Annotated in this window: 29 protein-coding genes; 16 read left to right on the top strand and 13 right to left on the bottom strand. The window is 60.3% G+C overall.

The window, feature by feature from the left end; genetic code table 11:
• The 13 genes from C515_RS0117490 to C515_RS21810 all read right to left on the bottom strand — a co-directional run bounded on the left by C515_RS0117490 (window position 1) and on the right by C515_RS21810 (window position 6,256).
• The gene (locus tag C515_RS0117490; protein WP_211234107.1) at window positions 1–927 is read right to left on the bottom strand and encodes a PD-(D/E)XK nuclease-like domain-containing protein; all 927 of its coding nucleotides are present in this window, start codon (window positions 925–927) and stop codon (window positions 1–3) included.
• Between the two features lie 9 nt (window positions 928–936).
• Window positions 937–1,074 carry a hypothetical protein gene (locus tag C515_RS24185; protein ID WP_158380873.1) on the bottom strand — a complete coding sequence of 46 codons (138 nt, stop codon included), beginning with the start codon at window positions 1,072–1,074 and terminating at the stop codon, window positions 937–939.
• Complete coding sequence (locus C515_RS24180) at window positions 1,067–1,240, bottom strand: hypothetical protein (protein WP_158380872.1); 174 nt, start codon at window positions 1,238–1,240, stop codon at window positions 1,067–1,069. The genes C515_RS24185 and C515_RS24180 overlap by 8 nt, the downstream gene beginning before the upstream one ends.
• Window positions 1,237–1,701, bottom strand: coding sequence for a hypothetical protein (locus C515_RS0117475; protein ID WP_144290539.1), 465 nt, complete (start codon window positions 1,699–1,701; stop codon window positions 1,237–1,239). The genes C515_RS24180 and C515_RS0117475 overlap by 4 nt, the downstream gene beginning before the upstream one ends.
• Window positions 1,698–1,859 carry a hypothetical protein gene (locus tag C515_RS24175; protein ID WP_158380871.1) on the bottom strand — a complete coding sequence of 54 codons (162 nt, stop codon included), beginning with the start codon at window positions 1,857–1,859 and terminating at the stop codon, window positions 1,698–1,700. The genes C515_RS0117475 and C515_RS24175 overlap by 4 nt, the downstream gene beginning before the upstream one ends.
• 11 nt (window positions 1,860–1,870) lie before the next feature.
• Complete coding sequence (locus tag C515_RS24170) at window positions 1,871–2,008, bottom strand: hypothetical protein (protein WP_158380870.1); 138 nt, start codon at window positions 2,006–2,008, stop codon at window positions 1,871–1,873.
• Window positions 1,996–2,265, bottom strand: a complete 270-nt coding sequence (locus C515_RS0117460; RefSeq protein WP_028456549.1) for a hypothetical protein — start codon at window positions 2,263–2,265, stop codon at window positions 1,996–1,998. Before C515_RS0117460 ends, C515_RS24170 begins: the two co-directional genes overlap by 13 nt.
• Window positions 2,266–3,423: 1,158 nt before the next feature.
• The gene (locus C515_RS0117455) at window positions 3,424–3,699 is read right to left on the bottom strand and encodes an STAS-like domain-containing protein (RefSeq protein ID WP_081687044.1); all 276 of its coding nucleotides are present in this window, start codon (window positions 3,697–3,699) and stop codon (window positions 3,424–3,426) included.
• Window positions 3,700–3,714: 15 nt separating this feature from the next.
• Window positions 3,715–3,993, bottom strand: a complete 279-nt coding sequence (locus C515_RS0117450; protein WP_028456547.1) for a HigA family addiction module antitoxin — start codon at window positions 3,991–3,993, stop codon at window positions 3,715–3,717.
• A 9-nt stretch (window positions 3,994–4,002) separates the two neighbouring features.
• Window positions 4,003–4,281 carry a type II toxin-antitoxin system RelE/ParE family toxin gene (locus tag C515_RS0117445; RefSeq protein WP_028456546.1) on the bottom strand — a complete coding sequence of 93 codons (279 nt, stop codon included), beginning with the start codon at window positions 4,279–4,281 and terminating at the stop codon, window positions 4,003–4,005.
• Between the two features lie 122 nt (window positions 4,282–4,403).
• Window positions 4,404–4,598 carry a hypothetical protein gene (locus tag C515_RS24165; RefSeq protein WP_158380869.1) on the bottom strand — a complete coding sequence of 65 codons (195 nt, stop codon included), beginning with the start codon at window positions 4,596–4,598 and terminating at the stop codon, window positions 4,404–4,406.
• A gap of 12 nt (window positions 4,599–4,610) precedes the next feature.
• On the bottom strand, window positions 4,611–5,468 hold the full coding sequence (locus C515_RS0117435) for an SDH family Clp fold serine proteinase (protein ID WP_028456544.1): 858 nt from the start codon (window positions 5,466–5,468) through the stop codon (window positions 4,611–4,613).
• Between the two features lie 23 nt (window positions 5,469–5,491).
• Window positions 5,492–6,256 (bottom strand): S24 family peptidase, encoded by a 765-nt coding sequence (locus C515_RS21810; RefSeq protein WP_158380868.1) that lies wholly within the window; start codon window positions 6,254–6,256, stop codon window positions 5,492–5,494.
• Window positions 6,257–6,568: 312 nt separating this feature from the next.
• On the opposite strand from C515_RS21810, the gene C515_RS0117420 reads away from it, so the two are divergent.
• From C515_RS0117420 to C515_RS0117350, 16 genes are all read left to right on the top strand, one after another.
• The gene (locus tag C515_RS0117420) at window positions 6,569–7,066 is read left to right on the top strand and encodes a hypothetical protein (protein ID WP_028456542.1); all 498 of its coding nucleotides are present in this window, start codon (window positions 6,569–6,571) and stop codon (window positions 7,064–7,066) included.
• Window positions 7,063–7,296, top strand: coding sequence for a hypothetical protein (locus C515_RS0117415; RefSeq protein WP_028456541.1), 234 nt, complete (start codon window positions 7,063–7,065; stop codon window positions 7,294–7,296). Before C515_RS0117420 ends, C515_RS0117415 begins: the two co-directional genes overlap by 4 nt.
• A 48-nt stretch (window positions 7,297–7,344) precedes the next feature.
• Window positions 7,345–7,656, top strand: coding sequence for a hypothetical protein (locus C515_RS23830; RefSeq protein WP_144290538.1), 312 nt, complete (start codon window positions 7,345–7,347; stop codon window positions 7,654–7,656).
• 2 nt (window positions 7,657–7,658) lie between these two features.
• On the top strand, window positions 7,659–7,916 hold the full coding sequence (locus tag C515_RS0117410) for a hypothetical protein (protein WP_028456540.1): 258 nt from the start codon (window positions 7,659–7,661) through the stop codon (window positions 7,914–7,916).
• Window positions 7,909–8,847 carry a hypothetical protein gene (locus tag C515_RS23825; RefSeq protein ID WP_144290537.1) on the top strand — a complete coding sequence of 313 codons (939 nt, stop codon included), beginning with the start codon at window positions 7,909–7,911 and terminating at the stop codon, window positions 8,845–8,847. Before C515_RS0117410 ends, C515_RS23825 begins: the two co-directional genes overlap by 8 nt.
• Window positions 8,844–9,509, top strand: coding sequence for a DUF6475 domain-containing protein (locus C515_RS21805; protein ID WP_051305070.1), 666 nt, complete (start codon window positions 8,844–8,846; stop codon window positions 9,507–9,509). Before C515_RS23825 ends, C515_RS21805 begins: the two co-directional genes overlap by 4 nt.
• Window positions 9,506–9,694, top strand: a complete 189-nt coding sequence (locus tag C515_RS24290) for a hypothetical protein (RefSeq protein WP_169719584.1) — start codon at window positions 9,506–9,508, stop codon at window positions 9,692–9,694. The genes C515_RS21805 and C515_RS24290 overlap by 4 nt, the downstream gene beginning before the upstream one ends.
• Window positions 9,684–10,094 (top strand): recombination protein NinB, encoded by a 411-nt coding sequence (locus C515_RS0117390; protein ID WP_211234106.1) that lies wholly within the window; start codon window positions 9,684–9,686, stop codon window positions 10,092–10,094. Before C515_RS24290 ends, C515_RS0117390 begins: the two co-directional genes overlap by 11 nt.
• On the top strand, window positions 10,091–10,495 hold the full coding sequence (locus tag C515_RS0117385) for a DUF1364 domain-containing protein (protein WP_245575058.1): 405 nt from the start codon (window positions 10,091–10,093) through the stop codon (window positions 10,493–10,495). The genes C515_RS0117390 and C515_RS0117385 overlap by 4 nt, the downstream gene beginning before the upstream one ends.
• Entirely contained in the window at window positions 10,492–10,944 is a 453-nt protein-coding gene (locus C515_RS0117380; protein ID WP_051305069.1) for a RusA family crossover junction endodeoxyribonuclease, read from the top strand. The genes C515_RS0117385 and C515_RS0117380 overlap by 4 nt, the downstream gene beginning before the upstream one ends.
• 17 nt (window positions 10,945–10,961) lie before the next feature.
• Window positions 10,962–11,507: a hypothetical protein gene (locus tag C515_RS0117375; protein ID WP_028456534.1), complete on the top strand. Its 546-nt coding sequence runs from the start codon at window positions 10,962–10,964 to the stop codon at window positions 11,505–11,507.
• Window positions 11,497–11,808 carry a hypothetical protein gene (locus tag C515_RS21800; protein WP_051305068.1) on the top strand — a complete coding sequence of 104 codons (312 nt, stop codon included), beginning with the start codon at window positions 11,497–11,499 and terminating at the stop codon, window positions 11,806–11,808. The genes C515_RS0117375 and C515_RS21800 overlap by 11 nt, the downstream gene beginning before the upstream one ends.
• Window positions 11,795–12,076, top strand: a complete 282-nt coding sequence (locus C515_RS23820; RefSeq protein ID WP_028456533.1) for a hypothetical protein — start codon at window positions 11,795–11,797, stop codon at window positions 12,074–12,076. The genes C515_RS21800 and C515_RS23820 overlap by 14 nt, the downstream gene beginning before the upstream one ends.
• A 156-nt stretch (window positions 12,077–12,232) precedes the next feature.
• Complete coding sequence (locus C515_RS0117360) at window positions 12,233–12,739, top strand: terminase small subunit (RefSeq protein WP_028456532.1); 507 nt, start codon at window positions 12,233–12,235, stop codon at window positions 12,737–12,739.
• The gene (locus C515_RS21795) at window positions 12,739–13,998 is read left to right on the top strand and encodes a PBSX family phage terminase large subunit (RefSeq protein WP_051305067.1); all 1,260 of its coding nucleotides are present in this window, start codon (window positions 12,739–12,741) and stop codon (window positions 13,996–13,998) included. Before C515_RS0117360 ends, C515_RS21795 begins: the two co-directional genes overlap by 1 nt.
• Window positions 13,998–16,085, top strand: a complete 2,088-nt coding sequence (locus C515_RS0117350) for a portal protein (protein WP_028456531.1) — start codon at window positions 13,998–14,000, stop codon at window positions 16,083–16,085. The genes C515_RS21795 and C515_RS0117350 overlap by 1 nt, the downstream gene beginning before the upstream one ends.
• Window positions 16,086–16,479 lie beyond the last annotated feature (394 nt).

The following is a 16,479-nucleotide window of genomic DNA, read 5'->3' as shown; positions in this document are numbered from 1 at the left end:
TCAAAGCACCTTTGCATAATTAGGGAAACGGATCGGCATTGGCTCCGGGGTATAGGCTGGCCAGTTTCCGGAGTGGTAACACTCAGCAAGGCGGGATACTTCGCTCCGCCATTTGTTGCTGCCAGACGTTCGCATTTCCACATCGGCAACATAAATTGCGCAGACCGGGCCGTAAGGGTTTTTTTCTACGGCGATAAAAGCGAATACGTCAGGGTCTACTGGTGCATCGGCCATCTGCGCCACTTCGGGGTAAAACGCGGATTGCACGTCATAGCGATCATTCGCGCACGCGCGGCCAAAACCGCCTGGCGATGCGTCACGCACAAACTTCAGGTCAAGAAACATGCCGCCATCGGTCAAAAAATCAGGCCGGCACTTGAGCAGCAATCCGGTCAGCGGGTCCTCGGCATAGAATGACTGTTCGGCCACTCCATACTTGAGCAGACTGGCAGCAGATGGCTCATTCCACACGCAGTCGCGCAGCTGCAGGCATTCTTGATATTGGCTTGCTGTCAGGATGATTTTGTCGATGTGCGCGTCTGCAAGTTCACGCCAGTATTCGATGGAGTACAGCGCGGTATCGCTCGGCTTCTTTGCGTCCAGTTGCGCCTTGGTTGGTCGCTTGGGCGCATTCTCAGGCTCGGCAATGTAGCGAGCAGCAAAAAGGTCAGGCTCAAGCACCGCGCAGTGCGATGCCGCGCCAATAACAAGCGCCTCACTCTTTTCTTCGGGCGCCGGCTGTTCTTGCTCGTAACGCAGCCAGAAATGCCGCGGGGAAACTGCAAATTCATCCAGCTTGGATTTGGAAATGCCAGGGCCGCCGTGGTATTGCTCGTGCGGCACATTCAGGTGCCCGCGCAAAGTCGGGTGCATTTTGGCGTCATGCTTTACTGATGCGCCTTGCCATCCCACTAAAGGTGCGTTCATCGCATCCTCCTAAGCCGGCGCCACAACGCGCGGCAGCCGGCCAAACTTGATCAGAAAAAAGCGCTCGGCAATCGCGAGCGCTTCGGGGTAGGGGCCGGAGGCGGAGATTGGCCAGCCGTCGAGGTGGAAGTGGTGGCGCTCAGGCATGGCCGCCCCGGCGCAGGTCCCGCTGATACTCCAGCTCGCGCCGGGCGGCTGCATTGGCGCGATCCTGCCGTGTCGTTGTCACTTTCAGCGATTCGCGCTTGGCCTTGTCGCTGGCGATGGCGGCATGGAAGTGCAGGCGCTGCTGCAGGGTGAGCGGGCGGGTCACGATTTACCCTCCACGCTGGCGATTGCGGCGCGGGCTATCTCGCGCATGTACGGTGCAAGCTCCGCAACCTCAAATTGATCATGAAAGCTGCCATCGGCAATTCTCCTCAACGCCGCTAGCAGTGTGTCGCTCTGCGCCTCTGCATCGCGGATACGCTGATTCAAGCCATGCAGCCCCTCCTTGAGGGGTATGTTGTTCTCAAGGTTGTCCGTGCCCAGGCCAGCGCACGCATTCACGCAGGCCACGATGCGGCGTGCGTTGGCAATCAGTTCTTCCTTGCCGCCGCTGAAATAGTTTTCGGTAACGACGAATGCAATCACTTTGCCATTTGCGGTAATTGGGGCTGTGCCAGTCGATAGTGCAAATTCGCTAAGACATTCCAGTTCCCATTCATGCGCATGGCTGAATTTCCCATCGGTCATTCCAATCCAAGGCTCCGGCGTGTGTTGTTGGTCGCTCATTTCCCACCCCGCGAACCGTTCGCCTGCGCCTGCGCGGCCTGCTGCAGCGCCGCTTCCTTCGCTTGCCAGTCCAGCCAGCTCACGGCCAGGTAGCCGAGCAGCACCAGTGCGCACAGAAACAGCGTGACCAGCAGCTCTTCCAGTTCTTGCTTGTCCATTTCGTTGCTCCTTAGTGGATGCGCGCAAGGCGCGGCATGTGGTTGATGCGGTCGTAATCGGCCGTGACGCGGTAGCCGGCGGCGCGCGCGGCGGCGGTGAAGTCGGCCAGCGGGCCGTCGTTGTGCCAGAGGCTGATCAGTGCGTGCATCGCTCGCTCCAGGTGGTGAAAGCACGGTCTTTGAGTGCAGCCCATTCCGCCGCGGCACAGGCCGGGTCGGTGTCGAGCAGGGTGAGGATGCGCTCGCACTCGGCGGTGAATTCGCCAGCGATGAAGCCGGCACCGGCCAGCGGGTCGGCTTGGTACTCGTCGGCCTGCTGGCAATACGCGGCATCGGCGGCGGGGCTGCTGAAATCGGGCGGCGCGGCCAGGTCGAACAAGGCCTGCCCGGGGAGTGGTGCGTTCATGGCGCTTCTCCAAAAAGAAGCCCCGCCGCGGGCGAACCGGGGCAGGGCACAGGAGGATGAGGAGTTGATAACTCACTGGTGCTGCACGCACCGTCCTGCCTACTCGTCAGCGATTGCAATCGGCTGACCATCTACGGTGAGCAGGCAGGACGCTGCGAGCAGCGTGGTTGGTAACGCGGTTGGCGCCGCGCCCGTTGGTAACGCGCCGGGTAGCGCTTGCTGGCCGCTGGACTCTACCCCAGCACGCGCAGATCACGAGCCTCCGGGCTTCGGTGCACCTCCACCCTTCCTGCTACTGCGCTTCACGATGTTGCCCGCCGAGAACCCCCGGCGTACGGCTGACCAACACGGCGCACAGCTCGGCAGATCATGCCTCCCGTCCGGAGCGGGCCAGAACTGTGCTGCGTGTTGGCGCTGGGATAGGCTCCCAGCGGGCCAAGTCCGCCTTTCAGGTCGCAGTCACCTTGCCGTGCTTGAAACGGCTCCAGCCTCATCAGCCTCTGCCGCACTGCGCTACCGCTGCGGATCACGGCCAGCTCTCGCTGCTGCAACCATCCGACTACACGCCGATCAGCTGGCGCGCTGGCTGCGCGGTTTCGTGGAATGCGCGACCGGGCCACGCCCCGGCGGTTTAACCGGCTCCGTTTTCCCGCCCAGAGCCGCCCTGCGCAGGGGAATGATGTGGCGGCACTTCGATCTTGATGCTCTCTGCAGGCCCATCCCGCAGCGTTAGCCGTGAGCACCAAGAGCGAAGGGTTCTGATCGTGTCCAGAACCGGGACACAGGCATCACGGATGCCTGCCATCTCGTCCCGGTATCTCGCGCCCCAGGCTGGCGCCGTCTCGTCCTTGCCCTTCCTCTGCGATTTAAGGCCGTTGCCATCGGCATGCCGTGCCACTCGTAGGCCGTGCATGCCGCGCATCCAGGTAGCGGGGCGAGAGTTTGTTTCCGTGTGTCGGTGGTAAAGAGCGGGGCAGCGGTGTGTTGCTGCGGTGTGGTTGAATTACACCAAATGGTGTTGGTAAATGCAACACTCAATAGTGTTATTTTTGGTGTTGTTTGCATAAGTTATTGATTTTTAAAGTTGTGTTGAGCTGCCTGAGGGCAACAAAAAACCCGCCGTGTAGGCGGGTTGGTTTGGGGGTTAAGGGCGGCGCGCTAGGTTAATGCTCTGCCAATCATGCGCTGCACCGCCGTATTGGCATTCAGGGTATGCAGTCGCACATCCGGATGGTCACTGGCAAACACGCGAAAAATCTCATCGGCAAAGGCCTGCCCAATTTCTTCAACTTGATCGAAGTCCAGTACGACCATCTTGAATCCCTCGAAGCGGGCCGCCAGCCGGCGCGCCTGTGAGCGGGAAACCAGGCTCTCATTGTCGATCATCGCCGGTCGTACTGGAACAAGTGTCTTGCTGGATGGCGCGTCGGTCATGGCGCGATCTCCGCATCAGGCCGCGAGGCGCTGGATGGGCGGGCGTTCGCGCTGGCGGGCTTGCCACAGGTCGTGCTGGACTTGCAGGCGCAGCCAGTAGCCGGGGGTGGTGCCGAGCGCGGCGGCCAGGCGCAGATCGAGATCGGCGCTGACGCCGGCGTGGCCGTGGATGATGCGCGACAGCAGTACGCGCGACAGGCCGATGTGCAGGGCAAAGCCGCTGATGGTCTGATGCAGGTCGGTGAGCCAGCCAGCCAGCAATTCACCGGGGTGGGCGGGGTTGTGCATGTCCATGAGGGTCTCCTAGTGGTAGTCGAGGTAATCGAGCAGCTCGACATCCTGCCCATGCCAGCGAAAAATCAGCCGCCAGTTGCCGTTGATCGTGAGTGAGGCGTATTCGCCCAGTTCGCCCTTGAGCCGATGGTAGCGCCAACTGGGGCGCGCCAGATCGTCCGGGCTGTTGGCGGCGTGCAGGGCGGTGAGCAGTTCGCGCAGCTTGCCGGCGTGGTGCGGCTGGATGCCAGCGACGCTGCCGCTGTCGAAAAAGCGTTGCAGACCTTTGTGCTGGAAGGACAGGATCATGCTGAGAGTGTATACAGATTGTTTACACACGGCAAGTCTACCGGGGATGGCGTGCCGTGCGAGAGCTTGTGCAGATAAAGAAAAACCCGCCGAGGCGGGTTTGGGCAAGGGAGCAAAGGGTCTTATCGACCATGAAACGCATTGGTTTGTTGAAAATGAGACGGGCCAAGGCCATTGGCTAAGGGTAGATCGTAAACCTGCTTCTGGATGAGGCCGCTACTGAGCATTTGCCTGTACTGATCTTGCATTTTCTGCATCTCGGGTGTCAGAGAGTGATGGCTAGACAGCATTTTCTCCAAATTTTCACTGATACTCATGATCATTCCCTCTTATCTACCCGTGCAGTCCATATAGGCCGACCAGTTTTTCTGAGCCATGTAGTCCGCGATCAGGTCATGATACGCGTTTATCGCACCCCTAACATCATCTTGTTCACTATAGTCATTAATCTCAAGACGCAACTTGCTTCGCAGAACGTCAATCCCAAGGCGGCGGGCGTGGGAGTGCCATATTTTGTTGTCGCCGAGTTGGGCGGCGATTTCATGAGCGCGCCTGTTTCGTTCGTCATCAGTGACAGCCTCGCCACTTGAAGAATGTGTCTGCCAACTTTTGAACTTATATTTAACTAACCATTCTTCGAGTAAAGAGACGGACAGGTCTCTTGCCTGTTCATATCTACGTAGCAACGCCATGTCCTGATTCTGAGCAATAGCGAACTCGACACCTGTCAATTTATCATCGGCTGACTTTTGAAGGATTTCTTCGTATTTATCCAAATAGCCAAGCGCTGGCACCCAATGGCCTTCCCTTGATTGTACTTGTGGATCAATAGGGCCGAGAGCTGACGAATAGTCCATGTGGATGGCATCGCCAGACATGCAAAAAATGGTGCCGGCAGACATGGCCATGTTAGGGACAATGAAAATTACCTTTTCATAAAAATGCCTAACCATTACCACCATCTGTTCGACGGTTTCGACGCTACCGCCCGGTGTATTCAGGATAATTGCGAGTGTTTTTTGATCTGGGCTTGCTCTGTGGCACATCTCAAGCGTGCCACGAAACCAGGTCAAATATTCCGGACGAATATCTGCGTAGTACCCCAAAACAGAACAGGTAAAAAGTCGTTCAATCTCTGATCGCCTTTCTCGCAAGACGCCATTAATCACATTATCTAAGTCGTACATATTCGTTCCATTTGTCTCGGCGGTTACAACCCACCCCCGCGCCACACCACCTTGCCGATCACGATGAGCTCAGCATTTGCGGGCACCATGATGTCGCGGAAGCGTGTCTTGTCTGGGTTGTCGGACAGGAGCGTCATCATGCCGAAGCCGCGTTGCACGCGCTTCACCAGCACTTCCTCGTCGACCAGCAGGGCATATACCTGGCCGTTGGCTGGCGTGGTTTCCCGGCGATCCAGCAGCAACACATCGCCGTCGCCAATCGTCGGCATCATGCTGTCACCATCGGCATAGATCACGCAGGCGCTGTGCTCGTCCAGGCCTTTGCGTGCAAGCCAATCCTTCTTGAACGCCATTCCGCCGGCTACTTCGACGTGGTCGTTGTAATAGCCGCTCCCGCACGATCCGCGCGTACTGAACTGCGGAATCATGGCGTACACCTCCTCGCTGGCAGGCTGTGCTTCCTGCTGCGGGGGGATGCTCGGGTGGAGTTGATCGACGCTTGAGTCGAGCCAGCCGCGCACAAGCCCGAGCTTTTCCTCAATGTCGCGCGCTATCCGTTCGCCAAAGGATTTGCGCCCAGCGAGCATGTCATTTACCTGCTGTTCCTTTCTGTCAATCGCAGCAGCGAGGGCCCGAGCCGTAGGGAATTGATCGCCGACGAGGCTGCGAAGTCGCAGGCGTCTGATTTCTGAAGTGTCCATCCCAGAAATGTGCGACTTGTTCACCAAAAAGTGAATTCCCCGTGTGGTGGTTGAAGCAACACCGAATGGTGTTATCATGGTGTTCATGAAGACCTCATTTTCGCCATCAGCAATCGCGGCCGCGACAGGCAAGCACGCCAGTTTCTTGTCTGACCTCATTCACAAGCGGAAACGATCACGAGACCTTCCGCTGCTCGTTGCAATCGAGCAGGCGGGCGGGCCTCGGGTAGAAGAGTTGCGACCCGACTGGGCTGAGGCCGTGGCCTTCTTGCGCAAATCGGGCGGGAGCTAATCGTTGCCTCCAAACCACCCCGCCCCTGATCTCGTAACGCCGGACTCAAAGCCCGACACCCATAGCGTAACCAAGCGACCCCGACAAACCCACGGAACCCTCTTCCCATGAGCAAAAAAGAACGCACGCACAGCCTGCCAGCCAGCGCAGGCCAGTTTCACCGTGGCGTCATCGAGCGCAGTCAGTCCGTGTCCAGCAAAGCCCTGGCGCTGGATCTGGATGTGGCAGAGGTGACCGTATCGAAAATCTACGATCTTGAGCGCGGGCTCCGGCTGGATCAGGTCGACACGATGGCTCGTCATCATGCGCTGCGCATCGTTGATGAGGAGGTGTTTCGGGCACTGCTGCGGCTGGCCCGCTACGGCGCCGAGGCGGCGCGGCAGAACGACACGAAAGCCGGTGATGTGAAAGCCGCGCTGGTGACGCTGGAAATCTTCAGTGCGCAGCAGCAGCTGGCTCAGCTGCAGCGCGGTGAGTCAGTCACGCTGGACGCGCCGGTCATGCTGCGCGCGCAGCAAGCCACAGAGCTGCTTGGCCGACCGCATTACCGTGCCGGCGATGAGGAGGGCGGGATTTGTTGGGCAGCGCTGGAGGGGATGCTGTGAGCTGCCCGGGTGAATTCGATGAGCTTGAAGCGCTGGCCCGCGCGGGCCGGCTGCTGAGTCATGCGCACGTTGAGCGCGCCGTGGTGGAGCTGGAAAGCATCGCAGAGGAAACGCGAGCGCGGCTGGCAGCCGAACCGTCCGAGGCGCTTACTGATCGGCTATCCGTCCTGAGTGGGCTGATCCGCTTTCTGCAAACACAAAACCCCGCACTGGGCGGGGTTCCGGCCTGAGCGCTGGCAGGCACTCAGAGCAATCTGGCTAGGTAGGAGCCAATCCAAATGCTACGCAAGCTTTTTAGAGAACTCAAGCTGACCTTGATCAATGCGACGCCGAACAACGCTGCTGCTGATTTGCGTTTGGTTGAGGCATTCGCCGGCGCAACGCCGAATTGTCGCTTTTCTGCGGCCCGGAACTGGCTGCTGCTTGCACACCAGGCTGATCGGCGACGGGCCTGCCTGGCATCGCCACTCCCTTTGAGTGGCCTGACTCGTCGCGGGTTGCTGCAGTACACCGGAAAGGTTGATGGAATTTATCAACATGAAATTACGTTGCGCGGCACGGCTCTGCTGTTGCGCTATCTCGGAGCCTGATTATGAAGCATGAATTGTGGGCAACCACCTTCATCCCGGATGCCACTGGATTGAGCGGCGTCTTTTCGGTTATCCCGGTTGCGCAGTTGCAGAAAGAGCATCGCCGCGCATTTGCAGCCCACCTTGAAGGGGATCGGGTTGCCTATGCCAATCGCCTGGAAATGGTGCTGTTCGTCGGCAGTAACGATGCGTGTCACGCGTTTTGCGCGGGGGCAAAGAAGATGCGCGCGTCTGTTTGCCCGGAGTGGCGAGATGAATGATGCCCGCATCTGCACCGGCATTGCCGCTCACCCCAAAACCAAGAAGCTGATCCGCCGCGTCGGCTATGAAGGCGCGTGGCGTCTGGTCTGCCTGTTTTTATGGGCTGCCGAGCACCGCAGCACTGGCGAACTGACGGGCCTGAGCGATGAGGATATTGAGCTGGCCATCGACTGGTCTGGCGCCGAAGGTGCGTTCGTCGCCGCGCTGGTCGAGGTTGGCTTCCTTGAGGGCGAGGAAGGGGCGCGCAGTATTCATGATTGGCGTGAGCACAACCCGTGGGCATCGGACGCGCACAGCCGCAAGGAAAAGGCGCGCTGGAATGCACTGGTGAAACATCACGGCAGGGCCGGTGCTGCTGAGCGCATGCCGGACTATGCCGCACAGCTTGGCTACAGCAATGGCACAGCAGGCGACACTTCTGCTGAGCATCTCACTGTGGAAAGTGCAGATTCTGCTAGTAGCATGCTAGCAGCAGACCAGCAGCATGCTACTAGCTCTGCTCCATCTCCATCTCCATCTCCATCTCCATCTCCATCTCCAGAAGCGCAGTGGCAACCTGAACCAGTGTTGTGCGAATCGGAAAGCGCTGCCGCGCCGCCTGACCGCGAAATCGTCGTCTGCAAGCTGCTGCGAGAAAACGGCATCGAGGCGACTGCCGCCCAATGCCGAATGCAAAGCGCCGCCGAAGCCATGCAGCAGCCGGATGCCGACTGGTTGGCTGCCGTGCAGACTGCGAAGGATCGCAAGCCTGGCGAACGCATTGGCCTTGGCTACCTGCTGCCGATCATGGCCGACATGCGACTGCCGGTGCAGCCGAGGGCTTCCCCTGCTGCCATGTCGCGACATGGCAAGCCCTCGCTGTACGACCACAACATGGCATCTGCCCAAGAGGCGATGCGCTTGATCAACCAGGCCGGAGTTCCTGCATGACCCCACATGACCAGGCCCATTTTTTCGAGCTGATGGGCGGCATCTGCGAGCTGTACGGCAAGGTTGCCAGCCCGCAATTCATGGCGATTTACTGGAGCGCCCTGCAGCAGTACGAGCTGGCCGACATTCGCCGCGCTTTCAACGCCCATGCGCTCAACCCGGACACCGGCCAGTTCATGCCGAAGCCGGCAGACGTAGTGCGCTACGTCGATGGCGGCAGCCAGACCCGCGCTGCTAAAGCCTGGGCGAAGGTGGACAAGGCCATGCGCTGTGTCGGCGGCGGTGATTCCGTGGTGTTCGATGACCCCTTGATCCATGCCGCGCTGGACGGACTCGGCTCATGGCCGGAGCTGTGCGCCACGCCGGTTGACGAGCTCACCTTTCTGCAGGGGCGCTTTGAGAAGCGCTATCAGGCGATGGTGTTCACGCCGCCCGCCGAGTGGCCGAAGGTGCTGACTGGTGCGTTCGAGGTAGCGAATGCCGGCGCCGGCCAGCGCATCGCACCACCAATCCCGATTGGCGATACCGCGAAATGCCGACTGACGTACAGCGGTGGCGTTGAGCCATCGGCCATGCTGCGCCTGCAGCCGGCCGCGCAATTGGCGCTCAAGCAGATTCAGGGCGTGCAGGCAGCCAATGAGCGGCAGGGTCGCGCCGCATGATCTGGCTGGCCCGGTCAACGCGGTGCGCCTGGTGGGCGGGGAAGTACACCCGCTACCCGCTGACCAGCTGCCGCGATCAGGCCAAGAAGTGGCGCAGCGAAGCGGCGTGCCAGCAGTGGTGCGATGAACAGGATGGCCGGTATCAGCCGGATGGATGGGAAGAGGGGGCAAACAATGCAGCGTGAATTCATCCTGAACCAGCCCAGCGTGTGGCAGGCCTTTATGGCGTTCATCCGGCAGAACGCGAAAGCGGCCATCGCATCCGGAAAGCCGCTGATGCTGATCGTCACGACCGCCGACAAGAAGCGCAACAACGAGCAGAACCGGCGCTACTGGAAGGCCGTGTTGCAGCCGATCGCGCAGCAAGCCTGGGTGGCTGGCCGGCAGTACAGCGCCGAGGTCTGGCACGAGCATTACGCGCGCAAGTTCGGCGTGTGCGAGGACATGACCCTGCCGAATGGCGAAGTGGTGACCCGGCGCAAGAGCACCACGGAAATGACCGTGGCCGAGTTCAGCGAGTACATGCAGCGGGTCGAGGCCGATGCGGCGAGCGAGCTGGGCGTGCTGTTCGAGGTGGGTCCATGAGCGCGCCGAGCAAGATTGTTCCGCGCCCGGCCTGGCAGCAGGCATGTAGTGCTAAGGGTATTGCCGTGCAAGCTAGCAAAACTGCTACTCACAAGGCAATACCCAAGACCATGCCGCGCAAATCCTCGACATGGCTATCGGCTGTCCATGCAATCGAAAACTGCGTGCTCTGTGGGCGCTATGGCGTCCAGGCAGCGCACCGCAACGAGGGCAAGGGGCGCGGGCAGAAGACGGATGATGCGCTGGCTGCAGCCATCTGCTCCGAATGCCACCACGAAATTGACAACGGCAAACAGCTGGATCGCGAGCAGCGCCGAGCGCTGATGGATCGGGCGATTGTGCTGACGCTGCGCGAGCTGTTCCGTCGCGGCCTGATTGAATGCAAGGAGGGAAGCCAATGATGCAGTTTACGGTGCCCGGCGAAGTCCGTGGCAAGGGCAGGCCACGCGCGGTCCGGGTTGGCGCCGGCATCCGCATGCACACTGACGAAAAGACGGCGAGCTACGAAAACCGCGTCGCGCTGTTTGCGCGCCAGGCCATTGGTGACCAAGCGCTGTTGATTGGTCCGGTGCAGCTGCGCATTGATGCCTTCGTGCAGATCCCGGCCAGCTGGAGCAAGAAGAAGCAGGCCGCCGCCCTGGCCGGCGAGATCATGCCGACGGGCAAGCCCGATGCCGACAATGTGGCCAAGGCCATCAGCGATGCGCTGAACGGGATCGCATGGAAGGACGACGCCCAGGCTGTGGACCTGGTGTTTCGCAAGCGCTATGCGGCCACGCCGTGCGCCGTGGTGACCATCACCGATCTGACGGTTTTCCAGAACAACCAGAGTGACGAGGTGAAGCGATGAGACTGCGGGAGAATTGGATGAGCGCCGAGCATGCGCTGCACTGGGCGTTCGCCGCGCAATCACTGGCTGGCGATGAGTCAACCAAGTCACAGCTCGGACGCATGAAAGATGCGCGTGGCGGACTGCCCGGCGACCGGGCTGCATCGCTGCGGGCGCAGGCTCAGATGATCTACCGCGTGGCCGAGGAGGCATTGCGTGGTGATCCGGTGGCGCGATTGGTGGTGATGGGCCGGCGCACACTGGACAGCATCGAGCGCCAGGCCACGGCGCGCACGCTCTACGATCAAATCAACGTGGACGATATGGGGCAGGCGCCGGCAATCGAAGTCTGCCACCGGTGGCTGCTGCGCCCGCATGATCGGGATTACGTGATGCGGCAGCTGCGCATCGACGGCCAGGGCGCGATCAACGTTGATGCCATCGGCAAAGACTATGGCATTCCGCGCAATGCGTTCAGGCGCATGGTTGAGCAGGCCGAGCTGATGCTGGATGCGATAGAGCAGCGAGGGTTGGCAAAGGTAGAATCAGCCATGCACACAAAAGGATGGATCAATGTCAACTGAGGATCTGAGCAGCTGGCGCGAACTACTGACCGCAGAGCTGACCAAGCAGGGCGAGTCCATGACGGACATTCTGCAATGCACGTTGAGCGACGAAGAGTTGGACGCGCTGTTTTATGCCGGATATGGCCCTGTCGAAGGCAAACCGTTTACCGCATGGACAGAGCGCAGGGTGTACTTCCCGGCCTGGCATGACGGATCGGAGTGGGTTGACAGCGTGCCGCGTCATCCGTGCGACGAGGCCAAGCGACACGTCAATCCATACGATGATCAGTTGTGGGAGGGTGTCAATGGAGTTGATTAAGGAGCGATTTTGGGAGCTTGTTGAGTTGAATAAGATGCTACGGGCGCAGCCTTATGTCCATGTTGACGTAGAATGTGAAGTCGGGCAATTTGAGCCGCTGCGCATCATCACGCGCGCCAGTCCACCATCACCAGCCATCCAGCAAGCCGCCGCACGCATGGGGATCAGCGCAGAGTGTGCAGACAAGATGCTGCTGACGCACAGGACGCATGATTGGTATTGGACTGATCGCTATTGGCTGAGAGCGCTTGGCGCTACTGCAGCTTGACACCTGACCGGCGTTCATGTATAAGAAACCTGTACTGTGAATAAGTGCGCCTAGACTGATCCGCCAGGCGCGGAAACAGCATCAGAAGCCCTGCGGTTGCGGGGCTTTCGTCATTTTCAGCCCTGCCATGCGCGGGGCTTTGTCGTTTCTGGAGCCATGAGCCTTACGCCTAAACAAGCTGCTTTCGTTGCCGAGTACCTGAAGGACTTGAACGCGACGCAAGCGGCTATTCGCGCCGGGTACAGCGAGAAGACGGCCAACGAGCAGGGCAGTAGGCTGTTAGCGAATGTTGGTGTCGGCAAGGCCATCAAAGAGGCGATGAAGAAGCGCGAAGAGCGCACCGAGATTACGCAGGATCGCGTGCTGAATGAGCTGGCCAAGATTGCTTTTGGCGATGCGCGTGATGTGATGAGCTGGGGGCCGGATGGGTTGAAGCTCAAGCCAAGCGACGAACTGACTGCCGACCAGGCGGCGCTGGTGTCGGAGGTATCGGAAACGCTTACCGCTGCCGGCGGCAGCATGAAGCTCAAGACGAACGACAAGCTGAAGGCATTGGAGCTGATTGGTCGGCACTTGGCGATGTTTACCGACAAGCAACAGACGGACATCACAACTGGCGGCGAGAAGATCAGCCTCAACGTGAGCTTCGTTGATCCGAAGTGATGGACGTCCAGTTTCCGCGCAAGCTGCAGGGCTTGTTCAAGCCGAACCGCTACAAGGTGATGTATGGCGGGCGTGGCAGTGCCAAGAGCTGGAGCGTGGCGCGTGCGTTGGTGATGCTGGGCGCCCAGAAGCCGATCCGCGTGCTGTGTGCGCGGGAAGTGCAGAAATCGATCAAGGACTCGGTGCATGCGCTGCTGAAAGACCAGATCAATGCGCTCGGCCTGGGCGGCGTGTACCAGATCCTTGAGACAGAGATTCGCGGCCCGAACGGTACGCAATTTCTTTTCGCCGGCCTGATGAGCCACACGGTTGACTCGATCAAGTCGTTTGAGGGTTGCGACATCTGCTGGGTGGAAGAGGCGCAGAGCGTCAGCAAGAAAAGCTGGGAGGTGCTGCAGCCGACCATCCGGAAGCCTGGCAGCGAAATCTGGATCACGTTCAACCCGGCCTTGCCGACTGACGAAACTTGGCAACGGTTCGTGGCGAATCCGCCTGCCGGCGCATGGGTGCAGGAGGTGAACTGGTCGGACAACCCGTGGTTCCCGCCTGAGCTTGAAGCTGAGCGGCTGGATACGCTGGCCCGCGACCCGGTCGGCTACGAAAACATCTGGAACGGCAAGCCGAAAACGATCATCGACGGCGCGATCTACACCAGCGAACTGCTGGCTGCGGCTAGTGAAGGGCGTATTGGCCATGTGCCCTACGATCCGGCACTACCTGTCCACACCGTTTGGGATATTGGCATCAGCGATGCGACTGCCGTCTGGATGGTGCAGTCCGTGCGCAATGAGCTGCGCTGCATTGACCACTACGAGGCCAATGGGTTGAGCATCGCCAGCCATCTGCAGGAGCTGACCACGCGCCGCTATGTGTGGGGTACGGACTGGCTACCGCACGATGCCCGTGCCCGCGAGCTAGGCACCGGCAAGAGCATCGAAGAGGTGATGCGCGGCATGGGGCGCACGGTGCAGATCACGCCGCGACTGAGTATTGAGGACGGCATCAACGCGGCGCGGCTGGCTTTTCCGCGAGTCTGGTTTGATGCGGAGAAGTGCGCGCGCGGCATTGAGTGCCTGCGCAGCTACCGCCGCGAGTTTTCCGACAAGGCCGGCGAATTCAAGCCACTGCCGGTGCACGACTGGGCCAGCCATAGCTCGGACGCCTTCCGCTATCTGGCCGTGAACGCGGACAGCCTGAGCTACACGAATCATTACGCCACCTTGCCGGTGCACACTGGCGACAGCTACGCAGGATATTGATGACCACAGACCTGATGATGATCGACCCCGAGCAGGTCGAGGAACAGTCACGCCTGCTGGATGGCATTGCCACGCGCCTGCAGTCGCTGGCCGATAAGCGAGTTGCATCGCGCAGCTCGCTGGAGCAGCGCTGGCTGGAGGATACCCGCCAGCACAACGGCGAATACGATCCGGATATTTCCAGCGGCATCGCCAAGGGCAAGTCTCGTGCGTTCTACAACGGCACGCGCAAGCTCTGCAATCTGGCCGAGGCGCGTTGGGGTGAAATGGTGCTGCCAACGGATGATCGCAACTGGTCGATCCAGCCGACGCCGATCCCGGATATTCCCGGCTTGGACGCCAAGCAGCTGCAGGCCGAGGCCAAAAAGCGCGCACTGAAGATGCAGCGCATCATCGACGACCAGCTGGCCGAGGCTGATTACAACCGCATTCTGCGCCGCGTGATTGCCGATGCTGTGCGTCTTGGAACTGGCATCCTAAAGGGGCCGGTAGTCACCAGCAAGTCGGTCCCCCGTTACCAGCAGCAGCAGATTTTTCCTGGCGTTACTCAGGCGGCGCGGATTGCAGAAACGCAGTTTGCGCCGACGGTCGAGCGCGTGAGCCCGTGGGATTTCTTCCCCGATGATTCTGCCGATCGGATCGAGCACAGCGAAAGCAATCTGCAGCGCCATCGGTTGAACCGCAAGCAATTGCGCGAGCTGGCAAAGCTGCCGGGCTTTGATAGCGAGGCGCTGGAGCGTGTGCTGTCGCGCAAGCCCGGCTGGCGTGCGGATGGCTCGGTGAATAAGGCGCGCAGCGCCGACTACCAGGACAGCACGGAGCTCAACAAATACCAGGTGTGGGAATTCCACGGCGTGGTGCCGGAGAGCGAAGGGCAAACCCTGTGCGGCTGCAACGCCACCGAAGTAACAATCTGGTTCTGCGACAACGAAATCTTGAAGGCCGCCCCGGCTGACGGCCATCTGCGCTATGCGGTGATCTGCTGGGACGAGGACGAGCACGGCATCTTTGGCTCTGGCCTGCCGCGCCGTATTCGTGGTAGCCAGCGCGAGGCCAATAGCCTGTTGCGACTGCGACTGGATCACGCCGCAATGGCCGCGCTGCCACAGTACGTGGCGCACATGAAAGGGTTGCGGCCGGCCAGTGGCGGCATGGAGCTGGCGCCGGGTAAGCTGTGGCTGTCGGACATGCCTTTGCAGGGCGCGCCAATTGTCGCGGTGACGATCCCGGCCATGATTGGCGATCTGCAGGCGCAGTTCGAAAAAGCCGTGCAGCGCATGGAAGACGAATCCGGCCTGCCGACGCTGGCGCAGACTGGCGACGAGCCACAGGTGACGCAAACCGCCACTGGTACGGCGATGCTGATGAATAGCGCCAGCAGCGGCCTGCGCCGACTGGTGCGCGCCTTCGATGACAACATTACCCGCCCGGTGATTCGCGCCCTGTACGCCTGGAACATGGAGTTTTCGGACGATGACGAAGCGAAGGGCGACTACGACATTGTGCCGCTTGGCTCGGTATCCCTGCTGGTGCGCGAGCAGCAGACGCAAGGTCTGGTGCAGCTGGCGCAGTTGGCCGGCAGCATGCAGCCGTTTGCGCAACTGGTGAAGTGGCCGGAATTGTTCCGCCAGATCGTGGCCAGCCAGGGCTTGAATGCCGATGGCGTGACCAAAACGGAAGAAGAAATGCAGGCCGAGGCCGAGGCACAGCAGAATCAGCCGCAGCAGCCGAGCGTCGAGCAGATGAAGCTGCAGATCGAGCAGGCCAAGCTGCAGCTGGCCCAGGCTGAGCTGCAGGCCCGTCAGCAACTGGATCAGCAGCGGCTGGCCGTGGAGCAGGGCAAGTTACAAGTCGCCGCCCAAGACAGCGAGAACGACTTGCGCCGTGCAGAACTGGCCGCGTCCACCAGCCTGAGCAACCAGCAACTGACCGCAGCCATTGCGCAAAGCAAGCTTGGCACGGATCTGCAGCTCAGACGGTTTGATGCCACGGCGCGCATGGGCGAGCTCAAGGTCAAAGAGGATGCCGCGAATCAGCGCTTCAATGCGGAGCTACTGACGAAAGCGCAGATGGGGAGCGGGATTTGATCACCAGAGACGCCACATGGCGACAGGTCGAGGATTACGTGCTGGAGCAGATCGATCAACTGCGCCAGGAGCTGGAAACCACAGAAAACATTGAACCCAGATTATCCATTAGCCATTTCCCAAGCATTTGAGGCAAGCTTGCGGCAAGGCAGTGGGTCTTCGCTACGGCATCAAGCCGGGGCATTTCTAATGGATTCCATTAGCAATAACCTTCATGAATCAGCCACATAAGAGGTAGACATGGCCGGGCTGCCGCTGCAGGGAGATGGGTTTTCGATCAGTTTCAGCAACCGCGAGGTCACCGCCTGGGGCGGATTGGTGCTCTTCAAGCAGATGCTCGACAGCATGGGCTTTCGGGACGCCGCCGGGAGCTGGGGATTGCCCGCGCCCGGAT

The organism is Chitinilyticum litopenaei DSM 21440 (assembly GCF_000428145.1).
Classification (GTDB): domain Bacteria; phylum Pseudomonadota; class Gammaproteobacteria; order Burkholderiales; family Chitinibacteraceae; genus Chitinilyticum; species Chitinilyticum litopenaei.
This window is presented reverse-complemented; position numbering and strand designations above follow the sequence as displayed.

Excerpts from the sequence above, each read along its gene's own strand:
- C515_RS0117460 (WP_028456549.1), bottom strand. The coding sequence starts at position 2,265 with ATGAACGCACCACTCCCCGGGCAGGCCTTGTTCGACCTGGCCGCGCCG.
- C515_RS0117350 (WP_028456531.1), top strand. The coding sequence starts at position 13,998 with ATGACCACAGACCTGATGATGATCGACCCCGAGCAGGTCGAGGAACAG.
- C515_RS21795 (WP_051305067.1), top strand. The coding sequence starts at position 12,739 with ATGGACGTCCAGTTTCCGCGCAAGCTGCAGGGCTTGTTCAAGCCGAAC.
- C515_RS0117380 (WP_051305069.1), top strand. The coding sequence starts at position 10,492 with ATGATGCAGTTTACGGTGCCCGGCGAAGTCCGTGGCAAGGGCAGGCCA.
- C515_RS24185 (WP_158380873.1), bottom strand. The coding sequence starts at position 1,074 with ATGCCTGAGCGCCACCACTTCCACCTCGACGGCTGGCCAATCTCCGCC.
- C515_RS0117375 (WP_028456534.1), top strand. The coding sequence starts at position 10,962 with ATGAGCGCCGAGCATGCGCTGCACTGGGCGTTCGCCGCGCAATCACTG.
- C515_RS24290 (WP_169719584.1), top strand. The coding sequence starts at position 9,506 with ATGATCTGGCTGGCCCGGTCAACGCGGTGCGCCTGGTGGGCGGGGAAG.
- C515_RS21810 (WP_158380868.1), bottom strand. The coding sequence starts at position 6,256 with ATGAACACCATGATAACACCATTCGGTGTTGCTTCAACCACCACACGG.
- C515_RS0117385 (WP_245575058.1), top strand. The coding sequence starts at position 10,091 with ATGAGCGCGCCGAGCAAGATTGTTCCGCGCCCGGCCTGGCAGCAGGCA.
- C515_RS0117390 (WP_211234106.1), top strand. The coding sequence starts at position 9,684 with ATGCAGCGTGAATTCATCCTGAACCAGCCCAGCGTGTGGCAGGCCTTT.
- C515_RS0117490 (WP_211234107.1), bottom strand. The coding sequence starts at position 927 with ATGAACGCACCTTTAGTGGGATGGCAAGGCGCATCAGTAAAGCATGAC.
- C515_RS23820 (WP_028456533.1), top strand. The coding sequence starts at position 11,795 with ATGGAGTTGATTAAGGAGCGATTTTGGGAGCTTGTTGAGTTGAATAAG.
- C515_RS0117475 (WP_144290539.1), bottom strand. The coding sequence starts at position 1,701 with ATGAGCGACCAACAACACACGCCGGAGCCTTGGATTGGAATGACCGAT.
- C515_RS24170 (WP_158380870.1), bottom strand. The coding sequence starts at position 2,008 with ATGCACGCACTGATCAGCCTCTGGCACAACGACGGCCCGCTGGCCGAC.
- C515_RS23825 (WP_144290537.1), top strand. The coding sequence starts at position 7,909 with ATGAATGATGCCCGCATCTGCACCGGCATTGCCGCTCACCCCAAAACC.
- C515_RS24175 (WP_158380871.1), bottom strand. The coding sequence starts at position 1,859 with ATGGACAAGCAAGAACTGGAAGAGCTGCTGGTCACGCTGTTTCTGTGC.
- C515_RS0117450 (WP_028456547.1), bottom strand. The coding sequence starts at position 3,993 with ATGGACATGCACAACCCCGCCCACCCCGGTGAATTGCTGGCTGGCTGG.
- C515_RS0117420 (WP_028456542.1), top strand. The coding sequence starts at position 6,569 with ATGAGCAAAAAAGAACGCACGCACAGCCTGCCAGCCAGCGCAGGCCAG.
- C515_RS0117435 (WP_028456544.1), bottom strand. The coding sequence starts at position 5,468 with ATGTACGACTTAGATAATGTGATTAATGGCGTCTTGCGAGAAAGGCGA.
- C515_RS21805 (WP_051305070.1), top strand. The coding sequence starts at position 8,844 with ATGACCCCACATGACCAGGCCCATTTTTTCGAGCTGATGGGCGGCATC.
- C515_RS0117455 (WP_081687044.1), bottom strand. The coding sequence starts at position 3,699 with ATGACCGACGCGCCATCCAGCAAGACACTTGTTCCAGTACGACCGGCG.
- C515_RS21800 (WP_051305068.1), top strand. The coding sequence starts at position 11,497 with ATGTCAACTGAGGATCTGAGCAGCTGGCGCGAACTACTGACCGCAGAG.
- C515_RS0117410 (WP_028456540.1), top strand. The coding sequence starts at position 7,659 with ATGAAGCATGAATTGTGGGCAACCACCTTCATCCCGGATGCCACTGGA.
- C515_RS24165 (WP_158380869.1), bottom strand. The coding sequence starts at position 4,598 with ATGAGTATCAGTGAAAATTTGGAGAAAATGCTGTCTAGCCATCACTCT.
- C515_RS0117445 (WP_028456546.1), bottom strand. The coding sequence starts at position 4,281 with ATGATCCTGTCCTTCCAGCACAAAGGTCTGCAACGCTTTTTCGACAGC.
- C515_RS23830 (WP_144290538.1), top strand. The coding sequence starts at position 7,345 with ATGCTACGCAAGCTTTTTAGAGAACTCAAGCTGACCTTGATCAATGCG.
- C515_RS0117360 (WP_028456532.1), top strand. The coding sequence starts at position 12,233 with ATGAGCCTTACGCCTAAACAAGCTGCTTTCGTTGCCGAGTACCTGAAG.